We start from the raw sequence: 25,028 nt of genomic DNA on the forward strand, positions 1-25,028 counted from the left end.
ATAGTGCCTATATTTGGGCACTATTTCTTTTTTGTCACGATTTGATTTCTAAAACCACCATAGACCAAGTTTTTGAGACTGCCCGTTTAGAGGAAGTAATCGGTGATTTTGTACAGTTAAAAAAATCCGGTTCAAACTTTAAGGGGCTAAGCCCTTTTACCGATGAGCGTACCCCTAGTTTCATGGTATCGCCGGTAAAACAGATATGGAAGGACTTTAGTAGTGGTAAAGGGGGTAATGTCGTAGCCTTCTTAATGGAGCACGAACATTTCAGTTATCCCGAGGCAATTAAGTATCTGGCAAAAAAATACAATATTGAAGTTGAGGAGACCCAACGCACCGATGAACAAAAGCAAGAGGCCAATGAGCGTGAAAGCATGTACCTCGTATCGGAATTTGCCCAAAAACATTTTGCTGAAATGTTATGGGAAACAGAGCTGGGTAAGGCCATAGGTCTCACCTACTTCAAAGAGCGCGGCTTCAATCATGACACGATTAAGAAGTTTGGTCTTGGGTATTGTCTGGATCAGTGGGACGGTTTTACCAAATCGGCACTAGATCAAGGCTATAAATTGGAGTATCTTGAGAAAACGGGTTTGACCATAGTAAAAGAGAACCCTCAAAACGCGAACGACCCGAAGAAGTTTGACCGGTTCAAAGCGCGGGTCATGTTTCCTATTCACTCCATGAGCGGTAGAGTACTCGGTTTTGGCGGACGAATTTTAAAAAATGACAAGAAGGCCGCCAAATATCAGAATTCCCCTGAAAGTGAAATATATCATAAGAGTAAGGTTCTATATGGTATTTACTATGCGAAGCAGGCCATTGCCAAAGAAGATAATTGCTTCTTAGTAGAGGGGTATACCGATGTTATCCAGTTTCACCAGCGGGGAATCGAAAATGTAGTATCATCTAGTGGAACGGCCCTAACGCCCGAGCAAATTCGGTTGATCAACAGGCTGACCAAAAATATAACGGTTCTTTTTGATGGGGATGCCGCCGGATTACGGGCTTCTTTAAGAGGTATCGATTTGATATTGGAACAGGGTATGAACGTGAAGGTGTGTTCGTTTCCCGAAGGAGAAGATCCCGATAGTTTTGCCAAAAATAATGAGCTAGAAGAAATAGAAAGTTATCTCTCTGAAAATGCGAAAGATTTCATTCAGTTCAAGGCTAATCTGCTGGCAAAAGAAGCAGCGAACGATCCTATAAAAAGAGCTGATACCGTCAGGGATATCGTTAATAGTATTTCTAAAATTCCTGATGGGATCAAACGTGAAATCTACATTCAGGAATGTGCGGGAATCATGAATGTATCGGAGGGAGTACTTTTTAGTACCTTGGCCCAGATAACGAAAAAAGGTAGGTCGGAAGCCGCCAAAAGTAACGAGCCCGAGCAAAAGGCCTTTGAAGTGGTCAAAAATGAGGCCACTGTTGAAAAGGTAGATGTGCAGTACGAGCTTGAGCGTAAGATTATAGAAATTTTATTGTTGTACGGTGGCGAAACGGAAGAGTTCGAAGATTTGGAATTGAAGGAAAGCGAAGAGGGTGATTTAATACTTGAACCTATTTCTATTGAGGCCAAAGTATTCGAAAAAATATTCTTAGATCTTCAAGACGATGAAATTGAGCTGGCCAATGATAACTTCAGAAAGATATATTACAAACTTATTGAGGCATTGAACCAGACCGAAGAATTTAAATTAAGCGGGTTTTTGGCATCTCAAGACCAAGATATAGTTTCTGAGATTTCATCGATTATGATGGAAGAGGAAAAATACATTTTACACAATTGGGAGCGAAAAGACATTTTTCCGAAAGATAAGAAGTTAGGGGTCGCACAATTGACAAGTGAGACCATATTGACCTTACGCTGCTTTTTGATCAAAAAAAGAATGCTTGCATTGCAAGATGGTACCAAAGAAAGTACGGCCGATCATCGTGAGACCCTTGAAGAGATTATGAATTATCTGCACCTAAATAAGCTGTTGAACAAAAAGCTGAACAGGGTACTCTCATAAAACAAAAAGGCCCGAACATTAGTTCGGGCCTTTTTGTTTTATTCCAGCTTATATTAGTAAAGCTCCAACGCTTTTGCCTGTTGTAAAAGATCTACCATATTGTCAACGTTCAATTTTTTCATTAAACGTGCTTTATAGGTACTCACCGTTTTTTCGTTAAGGTTAAGACCGATGGCAACGTCTTTGTTTCGTTTTCCACTGGCCAATAGTTTTAAAACCTCTACCTCACGGGTCGAAAGCTTTCTAAAGAACCTTCTTGGTTTTTGAGTGCCTTCATCAAATGCCAATCGCTGGGCAAGTTCATTTGTGATGAACATATTGCCTTCGCTAACTTTTCTCACGGCAGAGATGATGTAGTCGATGTCAGATGCTTTCGAAAGGTAGCCGAACGCTCCTGCCCTGATAGTACTTAAAGCATAAACATCTTCCGATTGTCCGCTGTACATAAGTACTTTTACATCTGGGTTTTCTTTCTTCAATTTTCTTAGGGTGGCGATTCCGTTGATTTCCGGAATATCCATTTCCAGCATTATTACATCGGGGGTTACTTTTTCCAATTTTTCAAAGAGCTCGGAAGTGGTTGAGGCTGTTTCTACTACTTCAAAACCATTAGCAGCTTCCAGAACACTCGTTACTCCCATCCTTACAATTGGGTGATTGTCCGCAATTAATACTTTAATCATTTTGTTTTTTTATTCTAGATAATAAACTTTTGGTTAGGGCGTGGGAAAAAATACTGACACGCAAAATAAGCTTTATAAATCTAATTTCTGGGTCAAATGTCATATTTTTTTCACAAAAACGGCCCGAATTATGAATATATTCGTTTAGTTTACACCTATTTAGGTCAAATTGCTATTTCAACTCGTCAGGAATTTCGCAGACAGGTATCGGAAGCATTTTATGTTTATTGGCCGTATTAAAATCTATAAAGATACGAAATACTTCTCTTTCACGACCAGAAAAATCGTTTTCGCTTTTTCCTTGTTCCTGCATGGCCATGGCCCACTCTAGCTCTGGGTACGAAGCTCCTATCTGATCTTCATCGGTTCGGTCATCTCCCCACAGTCCGTCGGTCGGGGCAGCTTTAATGATCTCTTCGTTCACGCCCAGGTGTTTGGCTATTTCGTAGACTTCGGTTTTTAAAAGGTCAGCAATTGGACTTAGGTCAACCCCGCCATCACCGTACTTTGTATAGAACCCAACGCCAAAATCTTCTACTTTATTACCTGTGCCTGCCACCAAATAGCCTTTGAGAGCGGCAAAATAGTAGAGAGTGGTCATTCTTAAACGGGCCCGAGTATTGGCAAGAGACATAAAACGTTCTTCTTCATTGTCAACGGGTGGCAATGAGGCCACCAAACTGTCGAATACCGGTGTAAGGTTGACCGGTTGTCTATTGACATTCGAAAAGTTAGCCTGTAACCAATCAATATGGTCAGATGCTCTTGATACTTGGTTCTCTGCCTGATGAATTGGCATCTCAAGACACAGAAGGTCTAAACCTGTTTTGGCGCAGAGGGTTGAAGTAACCGCTGAATCTATTCCTCCGGAAACCCCGATTACAAATCCTTTGATGCCGGCATTTTGGGCGTAGCTTTTTAACCAATTAACAATATGGTCCGTTACCTTTTCTGTTTGCATAAGATGTTGTTTTAGAGAGATCCGTTAACTTTGACCGTTAAAATTAATGTGTACCGACTAAATAATAAAATGTATCAGAAAATACTTAGGGCCGTGAAGGGCATTTTTATGATATTGCTGATTTCATTGGCGTTTTATGGCTGTAATGATACGGATAAGGTTGAGGAGGAGATTGCAAAAATACAAGTTGAACTTGACGTAGACAGGTTTGATAGAGCGTTTGCACAAGCCAAACCGTTAGATATTCCTTTACTAAAGAAAGCTTATCCTTACTTGTTTCCCGCGCAATACAATGACAGTATTTGGGTCGCTAAACTACAGGATACTCTTCAAGTAGAACTTTTGAATGAGGTAAATGATGAATTCAAAGATTTTGAAAATGAGCGCGATGAATTGGAGAACTTTTTTCGACATGTGAAATATTACTTTCCGCAATTTAATGTGCCGAAGGTGGTAACCTTGACCTCTGATGTGCAGTATGAAAATCGTATTATAATGACCGATAGTCTGCTGCTGATAGGCCTCGACAATTATTTGGGTAAAGACCATAACTTCTACAGAGATATTCAGAACTATATTAAAACAGGGCTGAGCAAAGAGTATTTAGTAAGTGATGTTGCCAGCGCCTTTGCCAAGCAAGTAGTGCCCAAACCCAGCGATAGAACTTTTCTGGCAAGAATCGTTTATTATGGCAAAGAGCTTTATTTGAAAGACATGTTGATACCCAAGTCTGAAGATTATGAAAGAATCGGGTATTCAAAAGAAAAAATGACCTGGGCCAATGCCAATGAAGAATCTATCTGGAGAAATTTTATTGAAAACGAATATTTATACAGTACCGACAACAAGCTTTCCAGAAGATTTCTCGACCCGGCACCTTTTTCTAAATTCGGTTTAGAACTGGATAATGAATCTCCGGGCAGAATAGGGCGGTATATCGGCTGGCAAATCGTGCGGTCTTTTATGAACAATAATTCTGTTTCACTTCAGCAGATGCTTAGCCTACCGGCCGATGAAATATTTAAAAAATCAAATTATAAACCTGCAAAATAAGAATGGCAAAACTGCATACATCTGAAATTACGCTAAAGGTAGCGTTAGACGAAAACCGCGTTCCTGAAAAACTTTCATGGTCGGCTCAAGATGGGGGCATCAATAATGAAGAGGCAAAGGCGATGTTGCTTTCGGTATGGGATAGTAAAAACCAAGAATCTTTGAAAATTGATTTATGGACGAAAGATATGCCCGTTGATGAAATGAAAATATTCTTTCATCAGACCCTGGTTTCTTTGTCCGATACTTTTATGAAAGCTACGCAAGACGAGAAAATGACAGCGACCATGAAGGATTTCTGCGATTATTTTGCAGAGAAACTAGAGCTGAAAAAATGACTATTTAAAGGAGAAAATAAAAAACGACCGGTTCTTCCGGTCGTTTTTTATTGTAGGTTGATTTTATGAAGATGGTGGTCGATAGGCCGGAACCACGTTTTCTTTTGCGGGTATTGTTTTTAAATAGTTGAAGATGGCCTCAATATCTTCATCAGAAAGGTAGGCATAGTGTTTCGGCATCGGCGGCATTATAGGCCGAGCGGTTTCTAGGCCTTTATACTTACCGTCTCTCAGGGCTTTCGTAAATTGTTGTAAAGACCAATTTCCTATACCGGTTTCATGCGGTGTTAGATTTGCGGCATAACTAGTACCCCACGGTCCAACAGCGGCCGTGAGATCACCAGCAAAAAGCACCCATGGTCCCATAGGTACATTATCAGGTACAGGAGGCAATGGTTGGGAGGCATCAAACCCCATTAAAAATCTGTCCATATCGTGAACAGGGCCTTGAGCCGTCATTTTTTTGGGAGTGTGGCAATCGGTACAACCAAGCACATCTACCATATATTTTCCATGGTCTAATTGTGCTTGAACCTGTTCTTGCTCATCAATGGGCGAAGTAGTTTCTTTAGGCTGCTCTTTACAGGAGATTGATAGAATTAGGATCAGAAAGTAAAGTTTGTAAGATAGCTTTTTCATGATGGATGGTATTTAAAGTTGACTAGTTTACCGCTCTGATGAATCTTCAATAAATAATTATATTCATTGATTTACGGCATGCGAAGGGGAAGGTAATCTCGTAAACCGGTAAAGGGGGGAAGTTGAATCTGGTCGCTATTGCAGCGACAAGAGACAATGATTATTGGGGTACAGCTGGAATATGCATATCAAAATTTTCAGCCTCTGCCAATACCTGTTGAATGGTTTCTGGTTGAACCGATTTTTCCAAAGCATTTTCCTGTTCATATTGAACCCCAAATTTTTCAAAGAAATTCAAGAAGCCTTTAGGGCTGTGAATGCTAACGAACTTGCAAGGTACATTGCCTTTGTTGGCGAACGTATGAAGCACCCCTGGTGGAATATCTAAAGATTCGCCCGTCTTCAAAGTTTGATGATGACCATCGACAAAAAACTCCATTTCTCCCTCGATTATAAAAAAGGCTTCTTTGTATTCATGGTGCAAGTGGGGTGGAGGCCCTTGCGATTTGGGCGGAGTTTGAATGATGGCCAAATCGTAATCACCGCTGGTTGGGTGCAGGGTTACTTCTTGACCCAATACCCATAATTTCTTTAATTTTTCCATTTTATGAGAATTTTGTCTCACAATAATAAAAATTAATTTTTAGCATTCAAAATTTTATAAGACATTTGTCTCATGAGTAATGAGCATTTAAATTCCGGTAGAAAAGCGCAAAAACTTCAAACACGTAAGAAGATATTGAAGGCCGCCAACAACTTGGTAAAAAACAACCAAGCATTGAATATGGACGCTGTCGCCCACGAAGCGGGAATTTCGAGAGCTACCATTTATCGGTACTACTCGAATACCGAAGATATAGCTACTGAACTTATATTGCAATTGAACGTTCCAGATGCCGAAAAATTAAATTCGGGCCTTAAGGGAACTAACCTTACCGATGCAATGAAAAGTATACAGAATGCTTACCTAGATTTTATTTTCAAGAATGAAAACCCTTCTAAAAAGTTTTTAGGAGCCGTTCTTTCATCTTCCGATACCAAACTGGAAAGAGGGCAAAACAGGATTACATCTATTAGTAAGTTCTTAAATTCCGATGATATTAAGATGAGTGGTGAAGAAAAGAAGAAATTAAGTGTAATCGCTACGTTGTTGATGGGAATTGAGGCTGTTTTGGTCACGAAAGATGTTTGCGGGCTCGATAACAAAGAATCCAGAGAAACCCTCAATTGGGCCATGGAGAGAATTTTAGAAGGTTATCAATAATAAAGAAGGCGACCTTTTATAGGTCGCCTTCTTTATTAGAACTACGTATTCGGTGTACTAGTTTGCCAAAGGAACTTCCATTAGCAATACCTTGCTTTTCTCGTCAAACGTGAAATCTACTTTGTCAACTTCCCATAAGGCTAGTCCGTCTCTGCGCTCAAGTGACACATCCGAAGCCTTTACCGAGCCCTCTAAAATAAAAACATATAGCCCGTTATTGTTATTTTTTAAAGTGTATTTGGCCGTTTCCCCTTTATCAAAATCACCCAAATGAAACCAAGCGTCTTGATGGATCCATACTCCGTCGTCATCAGAATTGGGCGAAACTATTTGATGAAAATTATTTAAAGTGTCTTCTTTATCTAGCGTAATCTGGTCGTATCGAGGGGTGACGTTCACTTTGTTGGGTATCACCCAAATTTGTAGAAACTTCACCAATTGATTTTGATTTTTGTTCTTTTCGCTATGTTGAATACCAGAACCGGCACTCATCACCTGAATGTCTCCTTGTTTGATAACAGCGGTATTACCCATACTGTCTTTATGCTCTAAATCGCCTTCTAACGGAATGGAAATAATTTCCATATTGCTATGGCCATGCGTACCAAAACCCATGCCCGCCGAAACTTCATCATCGTTCAATACTCTCAACACACCGAAATTCATACGTTCGGGGTCATGGTAGTTAGCAAAACTAAAAGTGTGGTGTGTATTAAGCCAGCCATGATCGGCATGGCCCCTGCTAACTGCTTTATGTAATATCGTTTTCATTTTTGTTCTTTTTAATTATTCTTACCATTTTAAGAAAGTACATCTCTGATTTCTTCCGTTTTGTCAAAAACACTTTTGGCATATGGGCATAAAGGAAGAATCTTTATTTTTTCTGCCCGGGCGAAGTTGACCGCTTCCATGACCAAACTTTTTCCTGCCCCTTGACCTCTCAAACTGTCGTCTACTTCGGTATGGTCAATAATAATTTTATTGGCTCCAGCCCAAACGTAGGTCATTTCGGCCAATCTTTTGGCTTCATCTTTTATAAAGAAAGCGCCCTTTTTACCATCATCTTCGTGTTGTAAATTCATGTCTTAATTTTTAGTCTTCTAAATATCCGAATTTGCCAAGATTGAAATCTTCAATAGCCTGAACCAATTCTTCTTTTGTATTCATAACAAAGGGGCCTTGGGCCGCAATTGGCTCTTCAATAGGTTCTCCACTTAGAATCAAGACCACTGCATTTTCGGTTGCCCTGATATCAAAATCTTCACCGTTATTTTCAAACAGTACAAAATGGTCAGTAGGTACTTTTTCTTCATTATTCACTATTATTTCTCCCTCAATAACCAAAAGGGCCGTATTGTAGTCTTTAGGAAAATTAAATGTTGCCTCACCCCCCTCTTTTAATTTCGCATTAAACAGATGCATTGGGGTGAAGGTACTGGCACTACCATTTGTATGGCCGTATTGCCCTGCAATGACCTCAATATCCCCTAAACCATTTTCCAATGTATGCACATTCATATCTTCACGGTTAAGTGCTTGATATTTAGGAGCCGACATTTTAAATTTAGCAGGAAGATTGACCCATAGCTGAACCATTTGAAATTCGCCCCCTTTTTTCGAGAATTCTTCCTCATGGTACTCTTTGTGCAATACCCCAGAAGCTGCCGTCATCCACTGTACACCGCCTTCTCCTATAACACCGCCACCTCCGGCACTGTCATGATGTGCTACTTTACCCTTATAGGCAATGGTCACGGTTTCGAACCCTCGATGCGGATGCACACCAACCCCCTTGGGCTCTTCGGATGGTGGAAAGTAGAATTTAGAGTTGTAATCCATTAGAATGAATGGACTCATTCGCTCCATGGTTAACCTAAAACTACTGGGTATGAAATTATGTACGCGAAAACCATCACCGACAAAATGGGGTGGTCTGGGGGGAACTACCAATTCTATATTTCTTGTGCTCATGATATTTGATTTTAATTTTAATCAAATTTAGAGGTAACCCATGAGCTGTACATTGATGTATGTTAAGAAAGGGCTAGTTCTTTTTGAAGTTCCTTTTGGCCAAATCTTTTCGAACCCGGCTGAGGCTTTCAGGTGCAATACCTAAATAGGAGGCCACCATCCATTGTGGTACGCGCATTAGAATATCCGGATATAGATGAATGAAGTTCAAATATCTTGTTTCCGCGGAAGCGCCCAGCAATAGTTTTACCCGCTGATTAAGGTGTCTGATATGGTTGTGCAATAAACGCTCATTGAGTTTTCTAAAAGAATGCCCCAACTGCGAAATTCGCTCCATGAAGTTTTGGTCAAGAAGAACGACTGTGCTCTCTTCGATAGCATCGATATAGTAATTTGAAGGCTCGTTGAAATATACACTGCCCCTATCACTTACCAACCAATTTTCTGGGGCGAACTGTAATATGTCAACCTTACCTTTTTCGTTAAGGGCATACATTCGCAAAAGGCCCTTTTCTACAAAAAAGGTGAGTGCACACACCTCACCGGCCCTTAACAAATACTCTTCTTTTTTTACCTTTTTAGTTACAAGACCGTCACATAATTGTTCGATAGAATCTTCTGGTAAACCCCATTGTTCAGTCAGATACTTTTTGAAGTTGGCCAGCGAATGAGAATCCATTAATCCATTTGGTTAAGGGCACCTTGCACGACTGCGTATGTCTTTTCGTAACAGACCTTCATTAGGGTAGGGGCGTCCATCGTATTCCAGTACTCCTTATTAAAAAGCTCTACCGAGAAACCACCTCTAAAGCCGGCTTTAAGAAGTTTTGGTATTACCTCGTCAAAAGGGCAAACCCCTTCACCAGGTAGTACGCGATCGGCATCCGTCAACTGATCGAATGCTGGCGTTGCGGGGTAATCGTTCATGTGAATTACGGGTAATTTGCCGGCATTGATAAGGTCTACCGTATCCCAATCATTGCCTCCACGGTACACATGATAAAAATCAAGAAGCATGGTAGCTTTAGAATGTCCGGTAGCAATCGCAATTTGAGCACAATCTGAAATTTTATGAAGAGCGCCCATTCCCCACAACTCCATTACCGGGGTTACACCTGTTTCATCGCCAAGGTCTAAAATAGCTCGGTACCTTTCGGCGTAGGTGTTAAATTTTGCAGGGTCTATTTTCTCTATTCCTTGAACTGGTGCGGCTATGAATGCTCCTCCCATTTCTTTGGTAATCAGCATTTCTTCTTTCAACTGTGTCATTGCCGATTTTCGTTCATCTTCACTGTCGCTGCACCATTTTGAAAAACCGATTATATTTTCTAGAACAAGACCTCGTGATTCCAGTTTGTTTTTCAACTGTTGGGTAGTGCCCCCATTCTGTAGAAAAGTCTTTATGTCGCTCATCCACATTTCAATTCCATCAAACCCGGCATCTGCCACAAGGTCTATTTGTTTGTCGGCGGGCAGTTTGTAATGCAGTAGAGTAGAACAGTTCATACTAATTCTAACTGGTAATGGCGGACGGTTATTATTGGTGCTTATAGCATTAATGGGGGAGAAGGTCAAGCCTCCCATGGCCAATAGAGAACCTTTTAAAACGTTTCCAAGGGCTTTTCTTCTGGTAATTTGATCTGACATGTAAGTGAATTGAGATTCTAAATTTAACGATTTGAACTATTTAATCTTTGGGAAGTATTATTTGCACAATTACATACATTAAAGTACGGTTGCTGAAGATAGCCAAAAATGGCTAGATGGAGTGGTTTCTTATCTCTTATTAAAGTTCTCTTACGACTTTACAAGGGTTGCCCATAGCCAGCACATTGTCGGGAATGTCTTTAGTAACTACACTACCTGCACCAATCGTTACATTGTTACCTATTGTAACACCCGGAAATACTATCGAATTACCCCCGATCCATACATTATCACCTACTGTAACCGGTTTGGCGGAGGTTACATAATTTGAACCTTTCTCGGTTTCAAGAATACGCTCGGAAGCTTTAAGAGGGTGGGTCGCCGTATAAATCTGTACGTACGGTGCAATCAGTCCGTTCTTGCCAATTGTAATTCTATTGTTGTCTAAAAACATACAATTGGTATTGATAAACGTATTATCACCAATTGAGATGTTCTCACCATAGTCGCAGAAAAAAGGAGTTTCTATCCAAACATCGTTTCCTTTAAAACCCAACAGATCGGCCAATAGACCGTCTCTTTTTTCTAAAAGTTCAGAATCCAATAAGTTGTATTCTTTGATTAACTTTCGCGCCTTATGATACATTGAAAGAAGCTCCGGGTCACGGGAACTGTAGGGTAACCCCTTGAGCATTTTATCTTTTTCGGTCATTTTGGCTTTTTAAAAAAGAGAAGATTATTCAAATTCATCGGTGAACGAATCATCCCAATTAAAGGCGTTCACGATCCAACCCCTGTCGTTCTTGTAAAAGGTGAACTTGAGTCGAATGGCACTATTGGTATAGCGAACCAAATAAGTTTCTCTAATGGCGATATCGCTTATGGTCTCATTTTTGATTTTAACGAAACCGATGGCCTTGCCGAACCGTTGCTCTAGAAGGTTGAGGTATTTGATGGTTTTTTCTTCAATGGCTTCCATCTCATTTTGAGGCATCGGCCAGTAGGGGGTAAGTCGACCAAAGGCCGTTGCAATTTGATTTTCTTGAAACAACGACGCAATGGTTTTTGAAAGATTTTGGGTAGCACTTACGTCTCTAAGATATTCTTCTTGCGCAAAAAGCCCCATGCTTCCCAATGAAAAAATGGCTGTGAGTAACTTTTTTTTCATGATTAATTGTTTGTTCTTGAAGCTTAAAGACTATCGGTTTATTGCTGGCGGAAATCCTAATTTTTCAAGTCCTTCATTTTAGAGTACACTTTTTCCTTTCCATTATCTAAAATCCTGAGAAATACGCCCATTGAATCAATCGATTCGCCCATCAAATTGTTTTCGATTACATAGGTCATATCGCCATTGGTGAACGTAAAATGATAACCACCTCCGCTACCTTGCTTTTCTATTTCCCCATCAAGAAGAATCAGATCTGGTTTGTCGATATTAGATTTGGGCTTATTCCAAGCCATATATCTTACTTCGTTGCTTTTAAGGCGATCTACCCTAATGGTGTACTTGTCGTTTTCGCAATGAATCAGGTTGAGCTGTACGGTCGAGTTAAGTTCGGTGGCCCCCACCTTTTCTATCATTTCTTTGCTCTCGGCCTCTAGCTCTTTTTCCTTTTTAGCCAGTTCTTCCTCCTTTTGAATCAATTCTTTTTCCCGAGCGGCATTTTTACAGGAAAAAAGGCCCATCAGCATCACAATACCTATGGTGACTAATTTTTTCATTTGATAGTAGCGCATAGCCACCAAAATTCTCTCTTGCCGGAGCACGAATACAGAATTATTGCTCCGTTGATATTGGTGGCAAAATTTGGTGGTAAGATACTAAAAAAGTTGGCCGAGCGGTGTGGTATTCGGTAATAAAGAAATAATACGGGTATGATTTCCGTTACCTGTTATTGATTATTGTCGACCCTTCGGAGAACGATTTTATATGGGAGCAGAAGCAAGTACTTATTTTTTAAGTATGCCCAAATAGCTGATCCAAGGCCCTACTTCATTTTTGTGCTGAAAAGCCATAACGCGGGATATTTGGCCAATATGGCCCAAGTCATGAACGCCCCAAGTCGTAATAAGTTGAGATAATGTGACAGTACCGAATTCGGGATGAATACCGGTCTGTTTCAAATCGCTTTCTGAAAGATGAAACGCCTTTAATTCTTGTAGATTTTGAAATCGTAAGGTTTTGAATTCTTCGAGCATTTCACCAATTTCTCTATCATCCTCTTCGTTGAACTGGGCAAAACGATCAAAAGGCCTAAAGTGTTTGTCATCTGATTTCAATATTATTTTTACCCTCACCAGCCAATCAGTTTTTTCGCCAACAATGAGGTGGCCTAAAACATCATACGGACTCCAAGTTTTCTCCCCCTCATTGTTATATAACCATTCCTCCGAAAGGCCGAATAGAAGATTTTCAAGAACTACAGGAGTACGTTCTAGAATTTCTAGCGTACGGTTCAAATTGAATTGTAACATATGCCTCTCATTAATATCTCTAATTTAATCAATTGGAAAAGTCAATCAAAGGCAAAAAGTTTGTGACCGGGTAGTTTAGATTATAGAGGATTCCATTTTCATTTTGAAAATTTTATTCCCAATTGGGCATAAATGCATCTACAAATAATAATTCCGCTTCTACATCTTCTTCTGATACCCCTATTTGTTTTCGATAGATTCTCTTTTCTGAAAACCCGTCGTTTGAAGTATAGACATAAATAACGTGGCCTTCGTTCGGCGCATATTTAGCATCAAGATTGTTGAAGCCTGATGGTTTTTCAGTATCAATTTCAGTGGTAGTATCGTTGGCAATATTGTACTCGAATATACGACTGTCAAGCTGACGATATTGACTGTTTTCGACCGAAGAAACATCATGCGTGTATAGAATTTTTGTGCCGTCGATAGAATAATCCAAACCGCCATAAGCGCCCAATTCACCCTCTACGATGGTGGCTACCAAAGCAGCATTTGAAGGATTAATAGTTTGAATTTTGACTTCATAGCCCATGGCATTATTACTTTTAATAGCAAGTAAATTGTTTGCCGGATTAGAGGCTACTTCACTTATGAATTCATTTATACCGGTTTCATAGACCAATTGCGTTCCTGAACCATCTAGATTGACGGAGTAAAGCTTGTTAAAGCTAGGATAAAGTATGGCATTGCCATTATTGGACCAAGTGAATTCAAGCTCATTTTGTCTAAAACCTGCAATCGGGATTTCCTTCGTGATCTGAACCTTGTTGCTTCCGTCCAAATTCATGGTGAAGAGATGCGATTCGCCACCTACAGTACTTATATAGGCTATTTTTTCTACCGTTTTATTCGCTTTTGGCCGGAACGAGTTCAGTTCCAAAGAGGTTAGTCGCACTTCGTTTTCATTGACCTCGTTGGCGTCGGATCCGGTAGGTTCTGCTCCTGAAAATATTACATTATTACCGTCGATATTTCGAACATAAGCGAATCTGTTACTTTCCACTCCCCTCAATTGAAAACTGCTAATCTTGCTCTGAACTATTTCCGTAACTTCATCGTTGGCACTTACTTGCCAGAAATAATTGGCCCCGACCGATAGATTGGATACAGTTAACACCGTATCGGTCAAATTCTCAAATAGTTGAATTTCGCCATTGTCGCCGTTTCTTAGTTCTAGTTCATAAAGAATGGTATCAGAATCATTATCCGAAGAAGACCATATAAATTCCACCGGATTTTGTATGTCTTGCGTGCCATCCTCAGGATAGATAAGTTCAGGAACCAAGGGAGTTAGATTTTTCGCTTCGACACTATCCAATTCAAAAACTACGTTTGTCGATTGGTCGCTGAGTATTGAAGCGGGTTCAAAGCTTGTTTGAAAATCGTCTTTTTCAGCTTGAACCGAATAATCGCCCACGGCTATCTGATCAATCGTAAAGTTACCTTCGGCATCTGTAAATACCGTGTTGGATGAAGGGTTGGTTGTAATTTTTACGTTCTCTAATGGTACATTTTGACTGTTGGATACGACCCTGCCCTCTAATTTGCCAAAAGTTGTATCGCCAATGGTTTCTTCTTCGCATGCAACGAAGATGGCTAAGGCCATGAAGAACAAGATGAAACGATGAGTGTATTTGATATTCATTTTATGAGCAGTTTCGTTTATTTAATATTTTTTCCAAACCTCCATTCAAGGCCTATGTTGAAGTTGTAATAGAAATCGTCTCTTACCCCATTGACGACGTTATCAATAGTATCCTTATTGGTATGGTTATTTTCAGCACCTACAAAGAAGGCAAGGTGAGGATTGATATTGTACTTAAGGGCAATACCATATTGGAGATTGAGACCTGAAGTATCTTCGGTCAGTTCTTCTTCCGGGCTATCCAAGTCAAATATACCCCCAACTCCACCATAGATGTAAGGGGTAAGATTGTCTAGTGGCAGTATCGTGTAGCCGATTTGAAAGTTGCTCGAGACGTAGGATTTATTGAAACTTTCCCCACCTGTAAAATAGAGATAATCTCCTTTTAGACCGATATCGAACTTAGGGGAAGCTTTGTAACTGTACTTGATTCCCGCGCCTCCACCAAGGGTTTTTTTAGAAAAATCAGCATTTAATACCGGCCCGTTGCCTGAAATGGCGATACTGTGGTTCATGACACTCTGAGCCTGTTTTCGATTGTACAGTAAGGTATTCTCTTCTTCCCGTTTTCTTTCGTTGTAAAGTGATACCAAGGCTTCGTTCGTTTCGTCGCCATCTTTTGTACTCCATAAGTTATCTTCTATACCCTCGATAATTAGAGACTCTACCGCATTTTCGATGGCATTCTGAATTGCCAATTGTATGGGTTCGTTTTTGGTAATACCTGTTTCTACCTCTAATAACCTTTGGAACTTTACATACTTGAACAAGCTAGCGTCCAACGCTTGGGAAAGTATCGTTTTCGAAACATAAACGGTCTTTAAGATTTTTCCGTTGGATGTAGAAACAGCCCTTAAATAAATAGTTATTCGGTCTTGCCTATATTGTGTTGAACCTCCTGTTCCAAAATATCTGGCACCATAACCGCCGGTGATGATGTTGGAGTCGTATGATATAATGCCTCCTTCCAAAAGAATGCCTGCGTATAATAGGGGAGGTAGGTTCGGCTGGCCGTTATTGTCACCTGTATATTCTTGACGCGTCGACCTTATGATGTTTCTTTCATTAAGAAGATTCGATAGATTTTCTCTTTCTATGGGAGTGAACCATTTCGAGTCTTCCAAGGCCTTGATTAGCATGGTTGTGGCCCCTTGAGGAACAGCTGTGCTAAAAGTGCTGCCGTTTTCTACGCTTTTATATTGGCCGGTTTGGTCTTTAAAATTGTAAACCCCCACTACAACGGGTTCTTCCGGTTGGGGTAGATTTTTAAGAGTTTCGGTTTTAGAGGTCGTTTCTCCTATTCTCGATTGAGAAGGTGCCACGGGTTGGTTGAAGTAGGCACCACAACTTGATAATAGGAACAAAAAACCTAGATATAGGGAACTTTGATAAAATTTCATAATGCTTAGTTGGGTACGATAATTTGAGTCTGTTCACCGGTATTAGTGTCTAAAATATTTACCACAAGGCCTTCGGGCGATTCGAATATTTCGAGCAAAAGGTCGCCTACATTAAAAGTGCCGGGCTGTAGCCCCTCACCCAGTTCAGAACTGAAAACGGAACGGGTCAACTGCCCGAGAAGTTGGCGGTTAAGACTTTCTTGAAAATCTTGTAGCTCAGAGGTTTCATCACGAAGCCCCTGATTGTTGGTGAACGAGTTCTGCGCATTGGCCGAACTTAACAGAAATTGGTAGTTAAAGGTGTCACCGCCAAAATTCGGATTCTTAGGCGTGTACACCAATTGTTGGGAATAGGCAGATATACTGAATAAAAATAGTACGAAGGTGAGTGTTTTCATTTAGTATTGAATTGTATTTTGGTTAATGGCCTTGGTTTGAATAAAATATTGGTGAACCCTGGCAATCGATTGATTGACCATTTCATTTATATAGCTGCTTCTAGGGTTGAGAAAAAATTGAACCACTAGGTTGTCACCGGCATAAATTTTAATTTGGGTATTGCCCCCGATGGCCAATACTTCATCGACTTTCACGATTTCATTTCCTTTAATATTGTTGTTGTTATACTCTAGATAGAACTTTTGGTAAAAGTCTCTTCCTGGTTTGGTCTTGGTGTTTTCGAAAACCATGCCTGTCATTAAATCAATATCTTGACTTACGGTCCTGCCATTTTCTTGAAGAATGCTGTTTTGCTGAACCACTTTCGGTTTCATATCGTCTTCCCCATCAAAGCCATTGATGACCAAACGGTCTTTTCCGATGGCCTTTTCATCCTCATAAATAAGAACAAAAACAACTGTTCTTTGGTCTTCTTCCAAGGCCAGCGAAGCCTTGCTAATATTTTTTCTCTCACCTGGTTCAAGAATAAAGTACTGCTCGTCTTCATAGGTTTGGTCGCTGTTCTTAACAATCATGGCTCGGTATCGAAGGCTTTTTTTAAGGGATGTCTTGTTATAGGCCGAGAAAACGATGTCGGTCAAAATATTCTCTGATTCAATGTTGATTTCAGCCTCTACCTCATTGTTGAAGATTTGTGCACCAACGCTGCTGCTTAAGAGTAAGCACAATAAAAATATAGAACTGATCAGTAGAGAATTTAGCATGGGGGAGGCAGATGAATGGTCTAGTTGGTATTTCTGATGATTAAGCTTTGAGAGCCCTCATTCATGGTAATCTTCATTTTGTCGGCAATGCTATTTCTACCGTGAATGACTAGATTTTGGTTGTTGCCTTTTTGTTGTATGTTTCTTTCTATAAGCTGTTTGTTGTCAAAAAGATTGTATTCCAATAAAAGATTGTTATTGCCCTGTTGAAGGGCCGTATAGTCAATGAATTCGGCTTTAAGATTGAGATCAATAATATTTGAATGGCCATATTGCTTTAATTCAATATCAGAAACTTGCGATTGGGCCGATACATTTGTGTTATTATTATTGCCTACTTGTACAATATAAACCCCTTTGTTGACCACATTTATGTTGGCATTGCTTACCACCTCATTAGACTGTTGCGAATAATAATTTAATTGTTGTGAATGCGAACTAAAGTTAGAAGGGGTAATGTCACTTTCTTTTTTAATAATTCCTTGAGCTATCAATGAGTTATAGAGTAGAATGGCCAAAATAAAGGTTAGAAGTTGGTTTGGTTTCATACGCTTCTAATTGTAAAAGGTGAAAAACTACGGAACATGTTGATGTTCCGTAGTTGATTGATTCAAAAAATCTTATAGTGTTTTAGTTTGATTGCATTACAATAGCAGTGGTATTACTGTTAACCATGGTTTGGTTAACTAAGCTGTTGTTCCCATTGCCATTTTGAGTTACCAAAATAGAAGCATCGGTAGTTCCAATTTGATGGGCTCTACTGATATTTCCATTGCCGTTTTGCTGTAAGGTTTTAATCAAACTAGTTGATGTGTCTACGTCTTGCGAGGTGTAACTTCTGTTTCCATTACCATTCTTTTGGGTGGTATAAATTTCGTTTGATATACCATCTTGGTCTACAGATGAAAAGTTATCATTACCATTTTGAGCAATTGAAATCTTGTTGTAGTTACCTTGCTGAGAAATCACGGACTTGTTATCCATTCCGTTTTGATTAACTTTTGTAGATAACATTTCTCCGAAGGCTGGTTCCCCAAATTGCTCAACCTCAGACATATTTCTTCTGCCTACCTGATCAATATCTATGATACTGCTCGAGGAGGTTTGACGGATTTTTGAGTTGTTGGCACCATTGTTCGAATTGTCTCCCGATTGGGTTACATAAATTTCGTTGCCAGACCAACTTTGCCAAATGGTTGAACGGTTGTCAGAATCGTTTTGCTGAACTTTGATTGAGTTGTTATAACCGCCTTGAACATCTACCTTAGAGTTATTTCGATTACCTATTTGGTCTACATCTGTTTTTGATAGACCTCCGCCTTGTTTAACTAAAGAGTTATTCTCTTTTCCTTTTTGGTTTACGTCAATTGTGATGCCGGTAGAAGTAGAACCATTGTTCCATATATCACCCTGATCCACTGTGGATTTATTACCCTGACCTTGTTGTTTGATTTTAACGGTGGTAACTGTTCCATTGGTGTGAGACTGAACTCCAATCTGTTCAACATTAGATTTGTTTCCATTTCCGGCTTGGTTGACAGTGACCAAAGCTCCTCCAGTTGCATTCGCTTGATTGATTTCGCTACTGTTTTGAGCCATAACGAAAGACCCCATTGCAAGTGCCATGGCACTTAAAACTACTTTTTTCATAAAGATTGAATTATTTATTAGTATTTGGTTAAAATGCGTGTTTGGTCGTTTTTCATTAAAATGAAAAAAGTATGCTTCAGGTATCTTCAAGTCAAAAAATAGCACTCGACATCAGCCAACCTGACGAAAAATGTATGCGTTGATAAGCCGTTCAAATTACTTGAACCTATAGGGGGAAATCTAAAAAAGGGGGAGGGGAAAAATGAAAGACAGTTATTCTTTTTTATGTCGTTTCATGTGGTAATGATAGACACATAAATTAGCATTTTGCGTGCATGATCGATGAAATACAGAATTTAATTGTCCAATTAAATAAATGACGGTTTTTTCCTTCGAGATATGATAAATTAGTAAGAATTTGAAACTCTAAAATTTAACAATATGGCAGTTTAAAGGGGTTTAAAATCAGATAATTTAATTTTTAAATAATGAAATTTTTCAAATTGATAGAATTGTTAGGTTTTTGTCAATTTTAAAAAAGTTGAGATTTATGAAGAAATACTTCTTTGAAAGAAACGCTTATCTTATAATTTTTTCAATAGAATATCACTAGACGGCAATGGTCTCGAGAACAAAATTTCAGGTGTTTTTTCTGAAAATATTAGTTGAGGGGAAAAGTCGCCCCAAAGGCCATGGCTCCACAAAACTGTCTGGCTTGGGGGTGCTCGTAATAGGTGAGTCCAAATTCAAAATTATGGTGTCTTCCGATTTTTAATCCGATTGACCAAGGAATATGATATAATACCCCGTTCTTTAGGAGAGAGGTGTTAGGAGTGACTGTTTTGAAAGACCCAAAACTGGCCCCGACCCCAATTTCCAAGAAAGGGGCTACCCATGGTATGGGCGCCGTAAATCTGCTCTTGCCGCCAATTAAAAAAGCGTTCGATGATGATTTGTACGAATTGTAATAAACTTCATCTGACTCATCGGTCTTTGTCAAGATAATACCTGCATAAGGTCGAAGCTCTAACCATTTACTATGCCGCAGAACATATTCGCCCTGTAAATAAAAACCACTTCCAGAAATATCGATGTCTTCACTAGGATAGGTATACCCAAAACCTATGGAACCCGAAATGGCCTTTTCTTTTATAAACTGTGCGTTGAGGGTGTAAAATGGCAGAAGAGCAAATAATAAGTTGAGTTTTTTCATTGAGTTGACCAAAAGTTGAATTGAGGTTGCTTTTAGCAAGGGAATGTACATCGGGTAGTTAGGGCACAAAAAACTACCCGTCGAAAAGGGAATAATTCAGATGAAATGATGATGCCAAAAAAGACCTTTAAAACGGCTGTCAGAACAAGGGGTTACCTCTTCGAAATCTTATTGTTTGAAATAGATTTTTGTCTAGCACTCTTAAAACGGGTGATGTTATCATTTCGCTTTTTAAGATGTTTGCTGCTGGTGCCACTGTTCACCCGCTTGCGCCAAAGCTTAAAGGAGTTTGGTTTTAATTCCCGGCGCATTAGTTTGATAACATCGGCTTCCGAGAGTTTAAATTGAGCTTCAATGGCCTCGAACGGGGTACGGTCTTCCCAAGCCATTTCAATAATTCTATCCAGTTCTCTTTCTGTCATTTCATCCTATTATGTATCAAAAATAGGATAATATGATAAGTCCGATAGGCGCTATGGTTTCGAATGATAGCGTAATCAATCAAGCGGATTAGAAATTTATTAAGGAATGGAACTCACCTCACTGAACTTCCATTTTCCATTGATTTTCTGAAATTGAAAGCTGTGCTGCATACCCTCGTGCTCATCGGTTGGTTCTATAGTAGTAACCAATATTTCATAAATCTCCATCTCATCTTCATTCAGATGATGGTAAATAGTCTCGTTCAACCGTAGAATTTTGAGAAAAGAGGGGGTGAAAAAGCGATTCAGGTCTTTTTTAACAAAGCTGTCGGCAGGTATATAAATAAGGTCATCATAGAGTTTATCGTACCAAAGGGAGTCTTTTTCGCTCAGACTTTCCAATTGCCTTTGTTCGGTCGGGGTGTTTTCCAAACATTCGTAACACCTGATTTCACTGGCCGCAAAGTCAAGAAATTTTTCTTTATTTCCTGATTCTACTACTTCTAGAAATTGATGCCAGGTCTTTTCTATTTCTGCATTTTCAGGCTGGTCGTTCGCGTTCTTATTTTCCTTGCAAGAAACACTGATTAGCATACAACAAATGAGTACTTTCCAAAACCTGCCTACGAATAATTGACCTTCCATTCTGAGAAATTTAAGGCTATAAATTTACTTTTTTAAGGGAAGCAATGCATCATACCCCAAAAAGTGTTCCTCTAAAATGGTGCCAGACTCGTCTATCAACCTAAAGGTGACCTTGGGTTGTTCTGAGGTTGCAGTAAATGTGAATTCGCCGAATGCCTTGAGGCCAAGTCCCTCATATCCGAAGAGTTGATGCGAGCTATCTTCTGCCATGGCTGGTGGGCCTGGAACACCTCCCATACTGGCAACTTCAAATTCATAGAACCTAAAACCTGATGGCCTGGGAATAGTAAAGGCCCTAGCCCCATGTCGGTCGCCACTGATCAGTAACACACCAGAAATACCCTCCGATTCTATGAGTGAATAGATTTCTTCCCTGGCCGCAATATCCCAAGTGCCCCAAGAATCTTTGGCCTTGGTTACATAATCGCTCCACATGGTGCCGCTTGAAATCACCTTGAAAGGGGCGGTAGAATTCTTTAACACCTCTTTGAGCCATTGCAATTGACTTGTGCCCAAATAAGAACCATAATCACCTCTTTCATCTAGGTTTCGACAGGATCGGGTATCGAGCATGATTATTTCTACCTCTCCAATTCGGGTATTGAAATAGATGCCATCACCTATGGTGGTGGGGTTGTTCCAGTTATTTTGCCAGATAAATCGAAGGCTATCCCTATCCGCTTTGGTTACCCCTTCTGGAATACCGCTTAGGTCGTTGTTGAGGTAGTCGTGATCGTCCCAACTGGCATAAAGCGGAATTTTCGAGGCTAACTCTTGCCATGCCGGCGAAACATCCCTGAGCAAATAGTCCGAACGATGAAGCCCCCAATGCGTATCGCGGTCGTCTACTGCCAAATCGCCCAATAAAAGCATGGCCAGCGGTTTTCTGTGGATGATGGAACGGATGAGATTAGGATTGTGCAAACCAATCTTGTGAAAACCAGAGGCAAATGTGATACGAACAGTCGATTTTTGACCCGACTTAGGGGCCGTTAGAAAAGAACCATGGGATATTACCCTGTCATTTGTAGATATATGATAGTCATAGTGAGTAGCTGGTTTCAAACCATCAAGAACTATTCGCTCTACTTTTCCCGGTCTAATTGGTTTTAATTCAAGCGCCCTAATATCGGTTCCTTTTTGCGTGTTCACTTTTATTTGCAGAATATTGGTGTTAGCAGGGCGTAACCAAAGTGTTACTCTTTCGGCCTGTACATCGCCCAACATAGGTCCGCTAATTAAATCAATATGGTTTCTTTGGGCCGCTTCGATAATTCTGTCGTCTGTGAAAGCGACTGTATCGTTCTCGAAAATGGCCCGTGCCTCTAGATAGAATTTTTTAATAGAATCGGAAGGAGGCATGTAGCTCTCGAGTAGTAGGCTATCGATTTTTTTATCGCCCTTGTGAGCTTGATTTAGCGTGATTTCGTGACGGGCTTTGATGGGTTCAAGCCTTTGGCCGACTGCCGATGCAAACGAAAGCAGCATAAAGCTTAGGCCGAGGCAATAAAGTTTAGAAAAATATTTCATGGGGCCAGTTTAATTGATTTTAAGGGGAGCTTCATTCTCCTGTTGCATCTCGTAAGGTAACTGCCATACATTGCCCTCCCAATCTCCGAAATAAAGGTGCGATTGACTAAAATTATGCGAATCGCCATCCGCCCAAAAAAAGACAAAAGGAGCTTGATAATTCACCGGTTTTCGCACATACGAATGACTCAGTTGGCTGTTTTTGGTAATCACTTTTGTTTTTGACCAATTGTTTCCTTGGTCGGTCGATGACCAAAGGGCAATTTCTCCACCGACGCCCCATTGTTGCGGACCGATTTCAGTAGGCCCTGCTACCATCCATCTATCATCCTCGATATATAAACTACCCATGTCGTAATTATGGTCTGAAGTTGTAATGACGGTCGTTTGCCAGTTTTTTCCGTTCCATTTGGTGACGCACCATTCGTAAGGTACGCTGCTAGGGCCCGGTTCAAAGCCATTACTTCTAATGTACAAACAGACCGGGTTACCGTACTTGTCAAAGGCCAAGTCTTTCATGTACACATTTTTGCCGGCTTTCGCGTAGTTGATGACACGTGCCGAAGTTCTTTTTTTCTTCATGGGTATTTTCACTTTTTTACCCTTGGTATTTTTCCAGCTTTTGCCGAAATCGGTAGATTCTACATAATACAGGTCTGTGCGCTTGTCTACGTTTCCTTCTGGGTGTCGATTGAAAAAAGTACCTACCTTTTTACCTTGATAAGTGCCACTGACCTGATAATGGCCCGACCTTTCTCCCCTAGATTCAGGTATAGCTGCCAATAACTGGTCTTCCGTCCAGTTTGTACCATCCTTGCTAGATTCAAAGAATAGCTGCCGCACACCCTCGTATTTGGTGAAAAAATTAAAGAAACCATGTTGTGTGAACCAAGGTTGCGGATAGGTCATTTCCTCTTCCGTAATTTGTTCGAAACTGGAAATGTCATAAGGCTTCGTGCTCTTGTATTTGTAACCTGGCCGCTGCTTGCCCCTTCCGCTTACGAATACCCAGATATACCCCTTGTCATCCAACAATAGGGAAGGGTTGTCGTGGGGGTCGTCTACTCCGTTCTTATCGTGAACAATGGTAGGTTTGCTTACTTTTTTGGTACCATGATCAAATTCCCCGATCATGCAAAGTAGGTAACGTTGCTTTGCCGATTTGGTGCCTCCATACACAAAAAAGGTTTTGTTCACTTCTTTTGAATAGATGGCCAATGGGGTATGTTTGGCGGTATAGGTGCCTAAGGCTCCTGAATACTTATCGCCGTACTCGTATTTTTGGTTTAGTTCAAACCAGATGCCGCGATAACCATCTACTTTTTTATGGGCTGCTGGCTCCTGTGCATAGAGGGACGAATAGAAACCAAAAAGAACGAATACCATGAGCAGGCCGCAATAGGTTATGTCTGATACGGATTTCTTTTGAACCAGAATCTGTGTGTTACTCTTCATCAATCTCATTTTTGAGCAAGTTGAGAATGGCATCCAGTTCTTGCATTAAGGGCAGATAATGTGTCTTTTCGGTAGACAGGCTGGTCGAATGGAACATAAGCACATTGTTCTCAAAAGCCAAAGACTGCAAAAGGGATAAATTACTGACCGTAGCATCTTGTTCGTTTAGGGTGAGACCGTTATCGGCATTGGTCTGGGCGAAGATGGTTCGAATGCTGTATCGGTCGGTTCTGAACATATCGAGCACTTTGACCCGCTGTTCGCCCAATTCAAACTCTTGTCGCGCAATATCCTCCATGGTGGCTCCCCAATTGGTGAGAAGTATGCGTAACCCGTCGTTGGAGATATCTTTTAAGCTGCCCGAATTGATCATTTCGTTCAAAAGGGAATTGTTGGCATTGAACGAGATATCGAATGCAAAGGAGTTGAACAACAAATTGGAAAATTCTTTTTCTGACAGGGCGCTTTCTGCTTGGTTGGTATGCTCCAATATCTTTTCTGCGTTCGTGTAATTTTCTTGGTTGACCTTGATGAGCTGGGTGAGTTTTGATTTACTGGTTTCGAATTCATTCTGAAGGCCCCGCAGGTAGGTCTGTTCTTTACGCTCTAGAATATTGCGCTGTTGATTATTGTTGATGGCGACCGCTATTAAAATACCGATGACTACGAGTACGATCTCGCCAATGGCGTAGATCAAATATTTGCTCAACTTGTTGGCCGTACCGTTGGGTGCGTTTTCTGAAAGCAGTTTTTGGCGGAGTTTTCTAAAAATCTTCATAGTAGGTGTTGGTTGGTCGGGCAAAAACAACCTTCACGTAATAGCGGGGTATAGAATAGGAGGGTCGTTCTTACCTAGGAAAGATAAGAAAATAGCCCGTACCAGATGACTATGGACTTCTTCCTTTAAAAA

Annotated in this window: 29 protein-coding genes; 4 read left to right on the plus strand and 25 right to left on the minus strand. The window is 40.3% G+C overall.

Features of this window, described 5'->3' with window-relative positions:
* The first annotated feature begins 41 nt into the window (after positions 1–41).
* The gene (gene dnaG / locus D1013_RS05555) at positions 42–2,021 is read left to right on the plus strand and encodes a DNA primase (RefSeq protein WP_121847926.1); all 1,980 of its coding nucleotides are present in this window, start codon (positions 42–44) and stop codon (positions 2,019–2,021) included.
* Between the two features lie 53 nt (positions 2,022–2,074).
* On the opposite strand, the gene D1013_RS05560 is transcribed toward dnaG, so the two are convergent.
* Complete coding sequence (locus D1013_RS05560) at positions 2,075–2,704, minus strand: response regulator (RefSeq protein ID WP_121847927.1); 630 nt, start codon at positions 2,702–2,704, stop codon at positions 2,075–2,077.
* A 172-nt stretch (positions 2,705–2,876) separates the two neighbouring features.
* Positions 2,877–3,665, minus strand: a complete 789-nt coding sequence (gene nadE, locus D1013_RS05565; RefSeq protein WP_121847928.1) for an NAD(+) synthase — start codon at positions 3,663–3,665, stop codon at positions 2,877–2,879.
* 69 nt (positions 3,666–3,734) lie between these two features.
* Here nadE and gldB point away from each other — a divergent pair, with 69 nt between their 5' ends.
* Together gldB and gldC are read left to right on the plus strand one after the other, a co-directional pair.
* Entirely contained in the window at positions 3,735–4,718 is a 984-nt protein-coding gene (gene gldB / locus D1013_RS05570; RefSeq protein WP_121847929.1) for a gliding motility lipoprotein GldB, read from the plus strand.
* A 2-nt stretch (positions 4,719–4,720) separates the two neighbouring features.
* Positions 4,721–5,056 carry a gliding motility protein GldC gene (gldC, locus tag D1013_RS05575; protein WP_121847930.1) on the plus strand — a complete coding sequence of 112 codons (336 nt, stop codon included), beginning with the start codon at positions 4,721–4,723 and terminating at the stop codon, positions 5,054–5,056.
* A gap of 63 nt (positions 5,057–5,119) precedes the next feature.
* Here the strand turns inward: gldC and D1013_RS05580 are convergent, their stop codons facing one another.
* The gene (locus D1013_RS05580) at positions 5,120–5,695 is read right to left on the minus strand and encodes a c-type cytochrome (RefSeq protein ID WP_121847931.1); all 576 of its coding nucleotides are present in this window, start codon (positions 5,693–5,695) and stop codon (positions 5,120–5,122) included.
* 160 nt (positions 5,696–5,855) lie between these two features.
* Positions 5,856–6,299 (minus strand): cupin domain-containing protein, encoded by a 444-nt coding sequence (locus D1013_RS05585; protein WP_121847932.1) that lies wholly within the window; start codon positions 6,297–6,299, stop codon positions 5,856–5,858.
* Between the two features lie 72 nt (positions 6,300–6,371).
* On the opposite strand from D1013_RS05585, the gene D1013_RS05590 reads away from it, so the two are divergent.
* Positions 6,372–6,959, plus strand: coding sequence for a TetR/AcrR family transcriptional regulator (locus D1013_RS05590; RefSeq protein ID WP_121847933.1), 588 nt, complete (start codon positions 6,372–6,374; stop codon positions 6,957–6,959).
* Between the two features lie 57 nt (positions 6,960–7,016).
* Here the strand turns inward: D1013_RS05590 and D1013_RS05595 are convergent, their stop codons facing one another.
* The 21 genes from D1013_RS05595 to D1013_RS05695 form a co-directional block, all read right to left on the minus strand.
* Positions 7,017–7,730 (minus strand): pirin family protein, encoded by a 714-nt coding sequence (locus D1013_RS05595; RefSeq protein WP_121847934.1) that lies wholly within the window; start codon positions 7,728–7,730, stop codon positions 7,017–7,019.
* 29 nt (positions 7,731–7,759) lie between these two features.
* A complete protein-coding gene (locus D1013_RS05600; RefSeq protein WP_121847935.1) occupies positions 7,760–8,041 on the minus strand; it encodes a GNAT family N-acetyltransferase in 282 nt (93 codons plus the stop codon).
* A gap of 10 nt (positions 8,042–8,051) precedes the next feature.
* Positions 8,052–8,930 (minus strand): pirin family protein, encoded by an 879-nt coding sequence (locus tag D1013_RS05605; RefSeq protein WP_121847936.1) that lies wholly within the window; start codon positions 8,928–8,930, stop codon positions 8,052–8,054.
* 73 nt (positions 8,931–9,003) lie between these two features.
* Complete coding sequence (locus D1013_RS05610; RefSeq protein WP_121847937.1) at positions 9,004–9,609, minus strand: Crp/Fnr family transcriptional regulator; 606 nt, start codon at positions 9,607–9,609, stop codon at positions 9,004–9,006.
* Positions 9,609–10,577: a sugar phosphate isomerase/epimerase family protein gene (locus D1013_RS05615; protein WP_121847938.1), complete on the minus strand. Its 969-nt coding sequence runs from the start codon at positions 10,575–10,577 to the stop codon at positions 9,609–9,611. The genes D1013_RS05610 and D1013_RS05615 overlap by 1 nt, the downstream gene beginning before the upstream one ends.
* Positions 10,578–10,716: 139 nt before the next feature.
* Complete coding sequence (locus tag D1013_RS05620) at positions 10,717–11,289, minus strand: sugar O-acetyltransferase (protein ID WP_121847939.1); 573 nt, start codon at positions 11,287–11,289, stop codon at positions 10,717–10,719.
* A 24-nt stretch (positions 11,290–11,313) separates the two neighbouring features.
* Entirely contained in the window at positions 11,314–11,745 is a 432-nt protein-coding gene (locus D1013_RS05625) for a hypothetical protein (RefSeq protein ID WP_121847940.1), read from the minus strand.
* Between the two features lie 56 nt (positions 11,746–11,801).
* Complete coding sequence (locus D1013_RS05630; protein WP_121847941.1) at positions 11,802–12,302, minus strand: hypothetical protein; 501 nt, start codon at positions 12,300–12,302, stop codon at positions 11,802–11,804.
* A gap of 228 nt (positions 12,303–12,530) precedes the next feature.
* Positions 12,531–13,055, minus strand: coding sequence for a DinB family protein (locus tag D1013_RS05635; protein ID WP_121847942.1), 525 nt, complete (start codon positions 13,053–13,055; stop codon positions 12,531–12,533).
* A gap of 112 nt (positions 13,056–13,167) precedes the next feature.
* On the minus strand, positions 13,168–14,700 hold the full coding sequence (locus D1013_RS05640; protein ID WP_121847943.1) for a carboxypeptidase regulatory-like domain-containing protein: 1,533 nt from the start codon (positions 14,698–14,700) through the stop codon (positions 13,168–13,170).
* Positions 14,701–14,717: 17 nt separating this feature from the next.
* Positions 14,718–16,100 (minus strand): CsgG/HfaB family protein, encoded by a 1,383-nt coding sequence (locus tag D1013_RS05645; RefSeq protein WP_121847944.1) that lies wholly within the window; start codon positions 16,098–16,100, stop codon positions 14,718–14,720.
* A gap of 5 nt (positions 16,101–16,105) precedes the next feature.
* Positions 16,106–16,498, minus strand: a complete 393-nt coding sequence (locus tag D1013_RS05650; protein WP_121847945.1) for a curli production assembly/transport component CsgF — start codon at positions 16,496–16,498, stop codon at positions 16,106–16,108.
* Positions 16,499–17,263, minus strand: a complete 765-nt coding sequence (locus D1013_RS05655; RefSeq protein WP_121847946.1) for a CsgE family curli-type amyloid fiber assembly protein — start codon at positions 17,261–17,263, stop codon at positions 16,499–16,501. It lies immediately after the preceding gene.
* A 20-nt stretch (positions 17,264–17,283) separates the two neighbouring features.
* Complete coding sequence (locus D1013_RS05660; RefSeq protein ID WP_121847947.1) at positions 17,284–17,811, minus strand: hypothetical protein; 528 nt, start codon at positions 17,809–17,811, stop codon at positions 17,284–17,286.
* An 82-nt stretch (positions 17,812–17,893) separates the two neighbouring features.
* The gene (locus tag D1013_RS05665) at positions 17,894–18,913 is read right to left on the minus strand and encodes a hypothetical protein (RefSeq protein ID WP_121847948.1); all 1,020 of its coding nucleotides are present in this window, start codon (positions 18,911–18,913) and stop codon (positions 17,894–17,896) included.
* A 601-nt stretch (positions 18,914–19,514) separates the two neighbouring features.
* Positions 19,515–20,066, minus strand: coding sequence for a hypothetical protein (locus D1013_RS05670; RefSeq protein ID WP_121850619.1), 552 nt, complete (start codon positions 20,064–20,066; stop codon positions 19,515–19,517).
* Positions 20,067–20,218: 152 nt separating this feature from the next.
* The gene (locus tag D1013_RS05675; RefSeq protein ID WP_121847949.1) at positions 20,219–20,488 is read right to left on the minus strand and encodes a TIGR03643 family protein; all 270 of its coding nucleotides are present in this window, start codon (positions 20,486–20,488) and stop codon (positions 20,219–20,221) included.
* A gap of 99 nt (positions 20,489–20,587) precedes the next feature.
* On the minus strand, positions 20,588–21,133 hold the full coding sequence (locus D1013_RS05680; RefSeq protein ID WP_121847950.1) for a hypothetical protein: 546 nt from the start codon (positions 21,131–21,133) through the stop codon (positions 20,588–20,590).
* Between the two features lie 24 nt (positions 21,134–21,157).
* Positions 21,158–22,663: an alkaline phosphatase D family protein gene (locus tag D1013_RS05685; protein ID WP_205601278.1), complete on the minus strand. Its 1,506-nt coding sequence runs from the start codon at positions 22,661–22,663 to the stop codon at positions 21,158–21,160.
* A gap of 9 nt (positions 22,664–22,672) precedes the next feature.
* Entirely contained in the window at positions 22,673–24,118 is a 1,446-nt protein-coding gene (locus D1013_RS05690; protein ID WP_205601279.1) for a BNR-4 repeat-containing protein, read from the minus strand.
* Positions 24,108–24,896 (minus strand): DUF6090 family protein, encoded by a 789-nt coding sequence (locus D1013_RS05695; RefSeq protein WP_121847951.1) that lies wholly within the window; start codon positions 24,894–24,896, stop codon positions 24,108–24,110. Before D1013_RS05695 ends, D1013_RS05690 begins: the two co-directional genes overlap by 11 nt.
* Positions 24,897–25,028 lie beyond the last annotated feature (132 nt).

It is taken from the genome of Euzebyella marina (genome assembly GCF_003687485.1).
Taxonomy (GTDB): Bacteria; Bacteroidota; Bacteroidia; order Flavobacteriales; family Flavobacteriaceae; genus Euzebyella; species Euzebyella marina.